The 13539-nt window shown below is 48.2% G+C and carries 11 protein-coding genes; 8 read left to right on the top strand and 3 right to left on the bottom strand.

The features are described from left to right. The first annotated feature begins 224 nt into the window (after positions 1-224). From arnB to arnF, 7 genes are read left to right on the top strand one after another with little or no spacing between them, the layout of a single operon-like run. Positions 225-1361, top strand: a complete 1137-nt coding sequence (arnB, locus tag C1N62_RS21220) for a UDP-4-amino-4-deoxy-L-arabinose aminotransferase (protein ID WP_137765734.1) — start codon at positions 225-227, stop codon at positions 1359-1361. 5 nt (positions 1362-1366) lie between these two features. Further along, the gene (gene arnC / locus C1N62_RS21215) at positions 1367-2353 is read left to right on the top strand and encodes an undecaprenyl-phosphate 4-deoxy-4-formamido-L-arabinose transferase (RefSeq protein ID WP_137765733.1); all 987 of its coding nucleotides are present in this window, start codon (positions 1367-1369) and stop codon (positions 2351-2353) included. After that, positions 2350-4332: a bifunctional UDP-4-amino-4-deoxy-L-arabinose formyltransferase/UDP-glucuronic acid oxidase ArnA gene (arnA, locus tag C1N62_RS21210; RefSeq protein WP_137765732.1), complete on the top strand. Its 1983-nt coding sequence runs from the start codon at positions 2350-2352 to the stop codon at positions 4330-4332. Before arnC ends, arnA begins: the two co-directional genes overlap by 4 nt. Continuing rightward, positions 4329-5237: a 4-deoxy-4-formamido-L-arabinose-phosphoundecaprenol deformylase gene (arnD, locus tag C1N62_RS21205; protein WP_137765731.1), complete on the top strand. Its 909-nt coding sequence runs from the start codon at positions 4329-4331 to the stop codon at positions 5235-5237. The genes arnA and arnD overlap by 4 nt, the downstream gene beginning before the upstream one ends. Continuing rightward, the gene (arnT, locus tag C1N62_RS21200; RefSeq protein WP_137765730.1) at positions 5234-6871 is read left to right on the top strand and encodes a lipid IV(A) 4-amino-4-deoxy-L-arabinosyltransferase; all 1638 of its coding nucleotides are present in this window, start codon (positions 5234-5236) and stop codon (positions 6869-6871) included. Before arnD ends, arnT begins: the two co-directional genes overlap by 4 nt. Further along, on the top strand, positions 6868-7182 hold the full coding sequence (arnE, locus tag C1N62_RS21195; protein WP_137765729.1) for a 4-amino-4-deoxy-L-arabinose-phosphoundecaprenol flippase subunit ArnE: 315 nt from the start codon (positions 6868-6870) through the stop codon (positions 7180-7182). Before arnT ends, arnE begins: the two co-directional genes overlap by 4 nt. 2 nt (positions 7183-7184) lie before the next feature. Beyond that, positions 7185-7568, top strand: a complete 384-nt coding sequence (gene arnF / locus C1N62_RS21190) for a 4-amino-4-deoxy-L-arabinose-phosphoundecaprenol flippase subunit ArnF (protein WP_137765728.1) — start codon at positions 7185-7187, stop codon at positions 7566-7568. A 115-nt stretch (positions 7569-7683) separates the two neighbouring features. On the opposite strand, the gene C1N62_RS21185 is transcribed toward arnF, so the two are convergent. From C1N62_RS21185 to bamA, 3 genes are all read right to left on the bottom strand, one after another. Beyond that, positions 7684-8739 (bottom strand): ATP-binding protein, encoded by a 1056-nt coding sequence (locus C1N62_RS21185; RefSeq protein WP_168195925.1) that lies wholly within the window; start codon positions 8737-8739, stop codon positions 7684-7686. Between the two features lies 1 nt (position 8740). Then, on the bottom strand, positions 8741-9442 hold the full coding sequence (locus C1N62_RS21180) for a response regulator (RefSeq protein WP_137765780.1): 702 nt from the start codon (positions 9440-9442) through the stop codon (positions 8741-8743). Between the two features lie 191 nt (positions 9443-9633). Continuing rightward, entirely contained in the window at positions 9634-12060 is a 2427-nt protein-coding gene (bamA, locus tag C1N62_RS21175; RefSeq protein ID WP_137765726.1) for an outer membrane protein assembly factor BamA, read from the bottom strand. Between the two features lie 365 nt (positions 12061-12425). On the opposite strand from bamA, the gene C1N62_RS21170 reads away from it, so the two are divergent. Further along, positions 12426-13529 carry an efflux RND transporter periplasmic adaptor subunit gene (locus tag C1N62_RS21170; RefSeq protein ID WP_137765725.1) on the top strand — a complete coding sequence of 368 codons (1104 nt, stop codon included), beginning with the start codon at positions 12426-12428 and terminating at the stop codon, positions 13527-13529. Positions 13530-13539 lie beyond the last annotated feature (10 nt).

The raw sequence follows: 13539 nt of genomic DNA, 5'->3' as shown, positions 1-13539 counted from the left end.
TTTACAGTGTGAAGGTGTTGTTAAGAACAAAAAACAATAATTGTTTCAAAATGAAAATTAGTCGCAGAGTTACATGGATTCCTGTTGGTCAGGAAAAGACGTTTAGGAATCGTTTATGTTTTATGGCGACAATGTCAGGATCATTAAATTAAAACCATCGAATTTATCGAAACAGAATTGCTTCGGATAAAGACTTTAACAGTTTATTTTAGGTAAGGATTTTCATGACTTTTTTGCCTTTTTCACGCCCATCGTTGGGTGAAGAGGAGCTTGTTGCCGTTGAGCGAGTATTTGCTTCAGGATGGATAACGACTGGGGCTCAAAATGCAGAACTTGAAACCGCGTTCTGTAAACTCACCGGTAATCAGCACGCGATTGCCGTCAGCTCTGCCACAGCGGGTATGCACGTTGCACTTATGGCACTGAATATTCAGCCGGGTGATGAAGTGATCACACCTTCGCTGACCTGGGTCTCGACCATAAATATGATCACTTTGCTCGGTGCTACTCCGGTGATGATTGATATTGATCGCGATACGCTGATGGTCACCCCTGAGCACATTGAAGCAGCGATTACCCCTCGCACCCGCGCCATTATTCCGGTGCATTATGCCGGCGCTCCTGCAGATATTGATGCGATTCGCGCTATCGGCGAGCGCCACGGCATTGCAGTCATAGAAGATGCTGCGCATGCCGCAGGTTGTTACTACAAAGGTCAGCACGTTGGCCAGCAAGGTACGGCCATTTTCTCCTTCCATGCCATCAAGAATATGACCTGTGCAGAGGGCGGTTTGATCGTCACCGACGACGCTGAACTTGCCGATCGTATGCGCAGCCTGAAATTCCATGGTTTGGGTGTGGACGCCTATGACCGCCATACCTACGGGCGCAAACCGCAGGCTGAAGTGGTAATGCCGGGTTTCAAATACAACTTGCCAGATATCAGCGCAGCGATTGCGCTGGTGCAGTTAAACAAGCTGGCTGCCATTAATACGCGTCGTGCTGAGATTGCACAGCGTTATCTGACCGAGCTGGCGGATACACCCTTCTTACCACTCGCTCAGCCTGAATGGTCTCATCAACATGCCTGGCATCTGTTTATCATCCGAGTCGATGAAGCCTCCTGCGGTTTAAGTCGTGACGCGCTGATGGAAACGCTGAAAGCAGAAGACATCGGCACCGGTTTGCATTTCCGCGCGGCACATACCCACAAATATTACCGCGAACGTTATCCGCAACTTTCCCTGCCCAACACGGAATGGAATAGCGATCGCATCTGCTCAATACCGCTTTTCCCAGATATGAGCAATGACGACGTCAGCCGCGTGATCGGCGCATTACGTCATATCGCTGGAGTTTGATTGACATGCTCGAAGAAAAAGATATTCGTAAAGTCTCCGTGGTGATCCCGGTTTACAACGAAGAGGAGAGCCTGCCAGAGTTGGTGCGTCGCACCGATGCGGCATGTGCTGTGCTGAACCTCGATTATGAGATTTTGCTGGTGGATGACGGCAGTAGCGACCGCTCAGGTGAGATGATCGCCGATGCCGCTGATATGCCGGGCAGCCATGTGGTCGGCGTATTGCTGAACCGCAACTATGGACAACACTCGGCAATCATGGCGGGTTTTAGCCATGTATCAGGCGACCTGATTATCACACTGGATGCGGATTTGCAGAATCCACCCGAAGAGATCCCCAATCTGGTGCAAGCAGCTCAGCAGGGGTATGACGTGGTCGGTACTGTGCGTCAAAATCGTCAGGACAGTTGGTTCCGTCGCCGCGCTTCCCGCACCATTAACCAGCTGATTCAACGCGTCACCGGTAAAGCGATGGGTGACTATGGCTGCATGTTACGTGCTTATCGCCGTCACATTGTCGATGCCATGCTCAACTGTCACGAGCGCAGTACTTTTATTCCTATCCTTGCGAACACCTTCGCGCGCCGCACTATCGAGCTGCCTGTCGCCCATGCCGAGCGTGAATTTGGTGACTCGAAGTACAGCTTTATGAAGCTGATTAACCTGATGTACGACCTGGTGACATGCCTGACCACCACGCCACTGCGCCTGCTGAGTATCGTCGGCAGCCTGATCGCGCTGGCCGGTTTTGCCTTCTCACTGGTGCTGATTGTGTTGCGTCTGTTCCTCGGCGCCGACTGGGCCGGAGACGGGGTGTTCATGCTGTTTGCGGTGCTGTTTATTTTTGTCGGCGCGCAGTTTATCGGTATGGGCTTACTCGGCGAATACATCGGCCGAATTTACAACGACGTACGCGCTCGTCCGCGCTACTTCATTCAACGTGTTATTAACTCGCAGAAAGATACCTCCTCTGTACAGGAAATTGAGCAATGAAAACTATCGTCTTCGCCTATCACGATATGGGCTGTGCAGGTATTACTGCGCTGTTAAATGCGGGTTTTGAAATCAGTGCGATCTTTACTCACGCTGATTCTGCTAACGAAAATCACTTCTTTGGTTCAGTCGCCCGTCTGGCGGCTGAGCAGGGTATCCCGGTGTATGCGCCTGAAGATGCCAACCATCCGCTGTGGGTCGATCGCATTAAAACCATGGCGCCGGATTACATTTTCTCCTTCTATTATCGCAACCTGCTCAACGACAGCATCCTGAGCAGCGCCCGTCTGGGTGCTTTCAACCTGCACGGTTCACTGCTGCCTAAATACCGTGGGCGCGCACCGTTGAACTGGGCACTGGTGAATGGTGAGACCGAAACCGGTGTGACACTGCACCGCATGGTGAAACGCGCAGATGCGGGCGATATCGTGGCACAGCAACGTGTCGCCATTGATGAACAAGACAACGCCTTAACTCTGCATCGCAAACTGACAGCCTGTGCTAAACAACTGCTGGAGCAGGCACTGCCAGCGATGAAACGTGGTGAAATTGCGGCAGTTCCTCAGGATCACAGCCAGGCTACCGTGGTCGGCCGCCGTACTCCAGAAGACGGCCGCATTCTGTGGGAGCAATCTGCACAGTCAATCAACAACCTGGTCCGTGCGGTCACCGAACCATGGCCGGGCGCATTTGCCTTCGCCGGCACCGTGAAGTTTGTGGTGTGGAAAGGGCGCGTACATGCTGATGCGCCAAAAGCCAAGCCAGGCACAGTGATTTCCGTTGAACCTTTCCTGATTGCCTGCGGAGAAGGCGCGCTGGAAGTGGTGACCGGACAAAGTGAAAATGGCGTCTATATGAACGGCAGCCAGCTGGCGCAGAGCCTGGGAATGGTGCCGGGCGCACTGTTGTACTCTCAGCCGGTTGCAGCCGTTAAACGTCGCACACGTGTGTTGATTCTGGGTGTAAACGGATTTATCGGTAACCACTTGACCGAACGTTTGCTGCGGGATGACAACTTTGAAGTTTACGGCCTGGATATTGGCACCGATGCCATCAGCCGTTTCCTCGATCAGCCGCGCTTCCACTTTGTTGAAGGTGATATCAGCATTCACTCAGAGTGGATCGAGTACCACATCAAAAAATGTGACGTGGTGTTGCCACTGGTGGCGATTGCTACGCCAATTGAATACACCCGCAACCCGCTTCGCGTGTTCGAACTCGATTTTGAAGAGAACCTCAAGATCATCCGCGATTGCGTAAAATACAAAAAGCGCATCATCTTCCCATCCACTTCAGAAGTGTACGGCATGTGCACTGATACACACTTCGATGAAGATCACTCCAATCTGGTGGTGGGGCCGATCAACAAACAGCGCTGGATCTATTCGGTTTCCAAACAACTGCTGGACCGCGTGATCTGGGCGTACGGCGAAAAAGAAGGTCTGCGCTTCACGCTGTTCCGTCCCTTCAACTGGATGGGCCCGCGTCTCGATAACCTGAACGCTGCGCGTATTGGTAGCTCCCGTGCAATCACCCAACTGATCCTCAATCTGGTTGAAGGTTCGCCGATCAAGTTGATCGACGGTGGTGCACAGAAGCGTTGCTTCACTGACATTCGCGATGGTATCGAAGCGTTGTTCCGCATCATTGAGAACAAAAACAGCAACTGTGACGGCCAGATCGTCAACATCGGCAACCCGGAAAACGAGGCGAGCATCAAAGAGCTGGCTGAACGCCTGCTGGCAAGCTTTGAACGTCATCCGCTGCGCGACCAATTCCCGCCGTTTGCAGGCTTCCGCGAAGTAGAGAGCAGCAGCTATTACGGAAAGGGGTACCAGGACGTTGAGCATCGTAAACCGTCAATCAAAAATGCACGTCGCCTGCTGGACTGGGCGCCGGCCATTGAGATGGATACCACGATCGACAACACGCTGGATTTCTTCCTGCGTTCGGTTGAATTTCAGGATGCCGAACAATGAGAGTCGTAGGGCTTCGGGTTGATGTCGATACCTGGCGAGGAACCTCTAGGGGTGTACCTGCACTGGTTGAGCTCATGAAAGAATATGATATTCATGCCAGTTATTTTTTTAGCGTAGGTCCGGATAACATGGGGCGCCACTTGTGGCGCCTGATGAAACCGCGCTTCTTGTGGAAAATGCTGCGCTCACGCGCAACATCACTCTACGGCTGGGATATTTTACTGGCAGGTACAGCCTGGCAAGGGCGCGAGATTGGTCGCGGCCTTGGGGAGATCATTAGTGCTACCGCTGACCATCACGAAGTCGGTCTGCACGCCTGGGATCACTTTGCCTGGCAAACCTGGGCGGGCGTGTGGTCGGCAGACAAGCTTAATAACCAAATATGGCAGGGATTTGATGCATTAAGCCAAATCCTTGAAAGAGTTGTAACTTGTTCAGCTGTAGCAGGCTGGCGTGCTGATGGCCGTGTCGTTAAGGCCAAACAATCCTTTGGTTTTCACTATAACAGTGACTGTCGCGGCACGATGCCTTTCCTGCCCGTTTTACCAGACGGTCAGACAGGTACTGTGCAGATACCCGTTACGCTTCCAACATGGGATGAAGTCGTAGGCAGCAAGGTTCGCGCTGCTGACTACAACGGCTTCATTCTTGAAAGAATGCTCAATGACCCGGGCGTGCCTGTTTACACGATTCACGCTGAAGTGGAGGGAATCTCAGGCCTGGAGCAGTTTCGGCAACTGTTACAGCGCGCTAAGCAGCATGGCATCCAGTTTGTACCGTTAAGCCAGCTTTTACCTCAAAATCTGGATACCCTGCCAAAAGGTAAAATAGTTCGTGGAAAGATTGAAGGCCGTGAAGGCTGGCTTGGATGTCAGCAGCTGTTAGGTCAGGAGGCGCAGGGATGAGTGCGATGAAAAACTCCTGCTTACTGATTGGTTTGTTAGCTCTTTACTATCTACTGCCGCTTGAATTTCGTGGCTTGTGGCAGCCAGATGAAACACGTTATGCCGAGATCAGCAGAGAGATGATAGAGCATGGCAGCTGGATTTCGCCTCATTTTTTTGACCTGAGGTATTTTGAGAAGCCTGTTGGCGGATATTGGATCAATAATATAGGTCAGTTGCTGTTTGGTCACAGCAACTTTGCGGTGCGGTTTGGCTCAGTATTCTCCACTATGCTCAGTGCATTAATGCTCTACTGGCTTTCTGCCCGCATCGGCATGACCCGGAATGCTGCAATTGCTGCAGTTATCATCTATTTGACCTCTTTGCTTGTATACGGCATAGGAACTTACGCTGTGCTGGATCCGATGCTGACATTGTGGATGACAGCTGCAATGAGCAGCTATTGGTTCGCAACCGAAGCTCAGGGGCGTCGCCAGGCCATCTGCCGATATGCTTTATTTGGTTTTTTCTGTGGTCTCGGATTCATGACCAAAGGATTTCTGGCGCTGGCCGTTCCGGCTCTGGTTATCTTCCCCTGGATGGTTATGCAGAAACGGTTCACGCAGTTGCTGATATACGGACCTGTTGCAGTAATAAGTGCCGGACTAACGTGTGCTCCTTGGGCTATCGCTATTCATCATGAGCAACCTGATTTCTGGAATTACTTTTTCTGGGTTGAACATATCCAACGCTTCGCAGAAGATAATGCCCAGCATAAAGCTCCCTTCTGGTACTACCTGCCTATACTGCTGGCAGGATCGCTTCCATGGCTGGCATTACTCCCTGGCGCCATTAGGAAAGGCTGTCAATCTTCTGCAAATACCTATTTATTGAGCTGGGCAATAATTCCCTTAGTATTTTTCAGCATTGCTAAAGGAAAGTTGCCCACGTACATCCTTCCCTGTTTTGCTCCAATGGCTATGCTGATGGCTCAGTACGGTGTTGAGCTTGCCCGGACCAAAAGTCGCACGCTGAAAATCAATGCCTGGATTAATATTGGGTTTGGCTCAATGGCTGCCCTGGCTGTACTTTTTATAATTGCACCATGGGGAATAGCCCATAAGCCTATATATGCCCCTCAAGAGATAAGTAAGGTGTTGATGGCAGCGCTGATATTTATGGGATGGGCTTTAGCAGGTTTATTGTCATTAAACGGAAACTGGCTTAGAGCAGCCTTCTGTCCACTGGTTCTTGCCTTGGGGCTCGGTTATGCGATACCAGACGGCATAAGTAACACCAAACGGCCTGGAAGGTTTATTGAACATATAGCAAGCAATCTGGGAGAAAGTCGCTATATCGCCACCAACAGCACTGGCGTGGGGTCGGCTATCGCCTGGAGAATGGAGCGAAGCGATATCTATTTTTATCATCAGGAAGGCGAACTAAAGTACGGTCTCAGCTATCCCGATGACAAAAAACGCTTTATCAGCGATGCGCAGATCGTTGATTGGATTTTGCAGCATCGTAAGAATGGTAATATCTCCGTAGTGTTAATGCTGGGCAAAGATGAGTCAGTGCCAAAGAATATGCCGCCGGCAGAAATAACTTATCACGAAGGACGCATGCTCTACTTATTCTATGGTGCTCTGCCATGACGGGTTTGGTCATTCTGGTATGCATAATCACATCGATGGGGCAGCTGTGCCAGAAACAGGCTGCCCTTCAGCTTCACAGGCGAGGTTATCTTTTCTGGATGATTGTCAGCGTCATCATTCTTGGCATAGGCATGCTGTTATGGCTGGTCGTTTTACAACAAATGCCTGTTAGCGTTGCTTATCCAATGCTTAGCCTTAACTTTATTTTTGTTGCGCTGGGCGCGCGCTGGATATGGGGTGAACGACTTAGCGGTATGCAAATTATTGGTACGCTTCTGATTGTTTCAGGCGTGATCGTTATGGGGAGCTAAGAATGAGAGGGTATTGCTGGGCTATTTGCAGCGTATTACTGGTTACCGCATCGCAACTGGCGTTGCGAGGTGCTGCCTCACAGCTGCATGCATTTACCTTGTCGGCTCTGGCAGCAATGTCGATACCGCTATTGCTGCTTTTAGTAACCGGCTTGGCAGGGTACTTACTTTCAATGATTTGCTGGATGACAGCTCTGAGACACCTGCCTCTGAGCCGTGCGTATCCTGTTCTGAGCCTGAGTTACATACTGGTTTGGGGATTTGCTCTGGTTCTGCCTTTAAACCATGAACGCTTTCAGTGGGGCAGTTTACCTGGTGTAGTGATGATCGTTGTAGGCGTTTATCTGATCGTGAAGTCACCAAATGAAGCAAAACAGAATGGCTGAAATAAAGTTGAACAATCCTGCAGCGCAGTTAAAGGAAGGTTCACGGTGGCATATTATTACGCCACCGCTGTTTCGGAACCTCAGCTGCAATTCAGTAAGAGGGGAATGAAAATTCTCAGGCGTTGATGAGGGTTATCGTAAACTTTGCACCACCTAAGCGATTATTCTGGCATGTCACCTTACCACCGTGAGCCTGCACTATGGCCCTGACAACCGATAGCCCGAGACCTGAAGATGAGATTACGTCAGCGGCATTACTGCCACGCGTAAACATATCAAAGATTTTTTCCTGCTCACTAGCTGGAATTCCAGGCCCTTCATCTTCAATCGAAATTACAAGTTGCTTATCAGATGTTGGTTCACATCTGATGGATATAGTTCCCGGATTTGAATAAACAAGGCAGTTGTTCAGCAAGGCAAGGACGGCTTGCCTGATTCTCGCTGCGTCAATGAAACATGTTAAAGGGTATCCGTTGACTACAAGGATCTTTTTCTTTTGACTGAATGTGGGGATCAACGGAGCAGTAACGGATTTAATTTCCTCATATAAATCAACTTCTTCACGGTACAAAATCAACTGGCCAGAGTCAGCGAGGCTCACTACACGAAGATCGTTAATAAGCAGGGAAAGCCCGTCTATCTGTTTCATTAATGCATCTAAATTTACTGTGTCTGCAGGCATTACTCCTTCAGAGATAGCCTGTACCCCACCTTTTAACACCGTGACCGGAGTCCTGAGTTCATGCGCTATAGCCGCATTCCACTGCTTCATGTCTTTCGACATAACTTCCAGTCTGGAAGCCATCACATTAAAATCATCTATTAAATCATTAAGCTCAGTAAAATAAATGCCTGAATGATCTGCGCGTGAGGCTAGATTTCCCTCAGCAATCTCCCTTGCGCTGAAGGCAATTGTTTTTAATGGCCTGATAAGGTTTTGCGCAAATCGCCATGAGCAGTACATCGAAAATGCAACAGCGAGAAGAGTAGAAAAAATCAACTGCAACGTATCGTTCAGGCTGGGTATTAGTGATTCACCGTCGGTCGTAGAGGGAAATATTAGTGCAGCAACGTAATACACCAGTGTGGAAAGTATAAGGGCCATGAATGCAATAAAGGCTGTCATATCAGACAGCCTGCGCGTCAGGCTCTTCCTGGAAATTTTTCTCATATTAATCTCCAAGCCTGTAGCCGAAGCCCCGTATGCTCTCAGGAACAAACTTAAGACCCGCCGCATCGAGTTTTTTCCTTAGCTTGCTGATATGACTATCCACTGTTCTATCATTTACCTCCCCCTCGGGAAGGCAAGCTTCCATAAGTTCCCTGCGAGTGAATACCCGTTTTGGAAAACGAATAAGATGCAAAAGAACCCGGAATTCAGTTGTTGTCAGATAACCCGAGATGTCATGCATGGACTCACCAATAAATACCTGGTGCTCACTGACATTCACTTCAATATTTTTTGTTTTATAAACCATCAGGCTGTCATTTAGGTGGTAATGATTCATTCTCCTGAGAATAACGTGTACTCGCGCCAGAAGCTCTGAAGGATTAAAGGGTTTCACCACATAATCGTCAGCTCCCGTGCGCAAGGCAAAAACCTTATCGATGTCCGTATCCAGCGCCGTTAACATCAGTACAGGCACGTCACTGATTTTCTTAATTGCGGAAAGGACTTCCCAGCCATTTTTTTTAGGCATGTTGATATCTAAAATCACAAACCCAGGCAGATGCTGACTGAACATTGTTAACGCCTGTTCTCCATTCTCCGCCGTCAAAACACTGAAGCCGTCCTTTTCAAGATAGGCAGTGACGATTTTAGTTATGGCCGGGTCATCTTCGGCAACCAGCACAGTGAGCTGTTGATGAGTCATGTAAAACTCCCATGAGTTTATGAAATTATCTTTGAAAAGGAACTTGCCTGCAAAATGAGACATGTATCCTCTTTGCAGCAGGCCTGCTTAATGTATGCCGTATTATGCCAGTTCAGGCCCTTGCTTGGGCACTAAACAGTGCAAATCGCAGAGTACAGGCTGATGCCAGATACTCTGCGGCTCAAACGAGATTAGAACGTCTTACCAATGTTGAACTGGAACTGTTCGGTGCGGTCTCCGCTAAACTTTTTAAGAGGCAAGGCGTAAGAGAATACCAGTGGGCCAAGTGGAGACTGCCACTGAAGCGATATGCCTGCAGACAAGCGGAAATCGCCGGGTTTACTGTAATCAGGAATGCCTGCCATTTCGGTAGCAGGAGTGTTTTTCCATGAAGTATCCCATACGGTACCTGCATCCATGAAAACGGATGTTCTTAGAGCGTCTGCGTAGCGATTTCCGACAAATGGTGTCGGGAAAATAAGCTCCACACTCGCCGTAGTCATGACATTTCCGCCAACTGCATCGTCAGAGTTCTTAACGCTACACTGACTGTAGTCCGTTTCTGTTCCTGAGCAGTCGTAATATGCAGCCTTCGGACCAATGCTGTTTGAAGAAAATCCCCTGACTGAACTGGATCCACCGGCACGGAAAGTATCATAGAAAGGTACTTGCTTACCGCCCAGGCCAGCAGAGTAGCCTACGCGCGCTCTGGTCATAAGAACCCAGTCATGATCGTCAGTTAATGGACTGTAACGGCTGTAATCTGCACTTAACTTGTAATATTCATTATCTGACCCCGGTACCGTAACCTTTGCGCTGGTATTAAAAAGAGTGCCAGCAGTAGGGAAAAATCCGCGATCAAGGGTGTTGTAATTCCATCCCAAGGTGAACAGGAAATCATTGGCCTGAGTTTCGGCCTTATTGTGCTCGTCACCAGGTGAAACGGACGGCAGTACCCCCTGGCCTTTCAAATAGTTCCATGTGGCTACCTGAGGTCGCATATCAGAAAGGGAGTTATGAACAAAATCCAGACCAGAGTTTAGCCTGCTGTTTTCGCTGACAGGGAATCCAAGGGTCAGACCTGTTCCGTAAGAAGTCTGTTTATATTCAGAGAGGTAATTTTTGTCTGCTTTATAGTTGTTATAAAACAGGCGGCCACCGAGGCTAACACCATCAACGGTGAAATAAGGGTCTGTGCCAGCAATATCTATATAAGATTGATAGCTGTTTTTTACGCCTGAGAAGCTGACGGTATTACCTGTGCCAAGCCAGTTATCCTGACTGACACTGACCTGATAACTGATACCACTGTCAGTGCCATAGCCCAGACCAAAGTTAAACGAACCCGTGTTGCGTTCTTTTACTTTGTAGACCAAATCAACCTGATCGCTGCTACCTGGTACGCGCTGCGTATCGACTTCTACGTTCTCGAAATAACCGGTTCGGCTCAGACGCTGGCGACCCTGCTCAACTTTATCACTTTCAAGCCATCCCCCTTCGGTCTGACGCATTTCACGTCTAAGCACTCTATCGCTGGTTATATCATTACCAGTAAAACGGACGCCACGGACATAGAAACGTTTACCGGCGGAGACGTGAACGGCCAATGCCACCGCGTCTCCGCTTTTATCGAATCGAGGCTCGGTTACGACCTGAGGATAGGCATAACCATGCTTGCTGAGTTCATCCCGAATCTGTTTTTCCATGTCTGTAATTTTTTTCTGGCTATAATACTCGCCAGATTTAATTGTGTTAAGCCTGCGAATATTACTTTCGTATCCTGCAAAATCGCCATCAAGGCTAACCTGAGAAAACTTATATCTTCCACCCTCATTGATATTTACTGTGATATAAATATTCTTTTTATCCGGCGTCAGGGATACCTGCGTAGAAGTTATGGCAAATTTTGCATATCCCTGATCAAGATAAAAGCTTCTTAGTGTCTCCAAATCTCCGGCTAACTTTTGTTTCTGGTATTTTTTATCACCAGCTACGTTCCACCATGGTAAAGAATCACGTAGGGATAAAAGTGAGATGAGTTCATCACTCTTGAAGCTTTTATTGCCTATTATGTTGATCTGTTTAATCAGGGCAGAAGTGCCTTCCTGAAACTCAAATCTTAAATCAACCCTATTCCGGGGAAGGGGAGTAACAACTGCTTTTACACTTGCTGAGTATTTACCAACGCTGTAGTAAAAGTCCTCAAGCTCTTTTTCAATTTTTACGATGTTAGTATTATCCAGCGACTCACCGACTCTGACACCCTGCGCGTCGAGATTTTTCTCCAGCATGTCATTTTTAATGGCTTTATTACCGCTAAAACTCAATGATGCCACGGTTGGTCGTTCTTTTACCTTGATAATCAGATCTGAGTTATCTTCAAGAATCTGGATGTCCTCAAAGTTTCCGGTCGCGAACAAGGACCTAACGGTTTCCTGGATATCTGATGAAGTGACGGTATCTCCAGGCTTGACCGGAGTTGAAAGGAGTACAGAGCCGAGGCTTACACGATGTAATCCTAAGACTTTAATATCATTGATTTTGACATCAAATGAAGCATGTGCCCCTGGTGCGCAAAGCATCAACAGCGCTAAATATTTCTTTCTGGCAAAAAGCATAATATTCCATCAGTCTGGTATCAATCTAACCAGCGATTCTATTTATAACTCTGTTCGTTATCATCCTGAGGCTCGCGGATAAAGAGGCTAACTCGAAGCGCGGCTCCACTTTTGTAATATTTTGAAATGATTTTGGCCTTAACAACTGAGATTGGTTATCAAATCATCAAATATCAAAACTAAGTACTTACATTTTTACACAATTAATTTAATGGTTAAGGGGTTATGCTTTTAAGTTAGGATTTTTGCGATGCTTGTACCTTAAAAAATCATCCCTCTCCATACACCCTCCATATATTCTCCATATGCTGTACAAAAAAAGACTGTATCTTGTCGAACCCTAATTATGTGCCGCGGTAATTCATATGTATAAAAAAAATATCTCCTTGATGATGATTGTGGCTTTATTGCCTGTGCTAAACGGATGCCATGACGAATCTGATCAAACAGCGGCACAGCAGCCTGAACCTGTGAATATCAGATTCGAGGAGTTGCGCCCACAGCCAGTTACCATCACCCGATCTCTGCCAGGGCGAGTTTTATCTGTCGAAAATGCTGAAATCAGACCTCAGGTGGGCGGGATCATCAAGAAAATGTATTTCACTCAGGGTAGTGAGGTCCTTCCTGGTCAAGCACTCTTCCAGATAGACAGTCAGCCTTTTGAAGCTGATGTAAAAAGCGCTTTAGCTGATCTTGAACGAGCACGTGCTACCGAGCGCGCGTTAAGAAATAAATCTGAGCGTATGAGAAAACTCATCCAGACCGGCGCTGTCAGCATGCAGGATTATGATGATAGCCGCTCAGCTGCAGATGAAGCGAAGGCTCAGATAAGCGTAGCCGAAGCGGCACTTGAGCGTAAAAAACTCGACTTAGGATATGCAACCGTTAGATCCCCTATTAAAGGGCGTATTGATGAGAACAGGGTGACAGTAGGAGCACTGGTCAATACCGGTGACACGTCACCAATGGCGACTGTTCAGCAAATCGATAAAGTTTATGTAGACATCAGGCTGCCTCATGCCGATAAGGCAGAGTCAAGCGATACCATGACCCGAGGAGCAGAAATTGACATTGATTCTGACGAATCTGGAAAAAACCTAATCAAAGGAAAGGTGCTTTTTTCAGGAATTACCGTGGATAAGGCTACGGGTGACACGATTATTCGCGCGGAAGCAGATAATAAGAACAAAGTGCTTTTACCGGGAAGCTTTGTTGAAGCGCTCATACCGGTTTTCACCAGGCAGGATGCAATTCTAGTCTCCGGGCAAGCAGTTACCATTACTGGTCAGGGTGCGGAGGTGTGGATTGTGGATCGGGATAATACTGCAAGCCGGAAAAAAATCAGCGTCAGGCCGGCTGCGGACGGCAATTTTGTTGCCCTTACGGGACTAAATGCCGGAGATAAACTCATCATCCAGGGCCAGGACAAACTGTCTGATGGCGCCACTGTTCATCTGTTACCTCAATAAGTAGAGTCAG

Source organism: Nissabacter sp. SGAir0207 (assembly GCF_005491205.1).
GTDB lineage: Bacteria > Pseudomonadota > Gammaproteobacteria > Enterobacterales > Enterobacteriaceae > Chimaeribacter.
The sequence above is the reverse complement of the archived record's forward strand: the minus strand, read 5'-3'. Positions and strand labels throughout refer to the sequence as shown.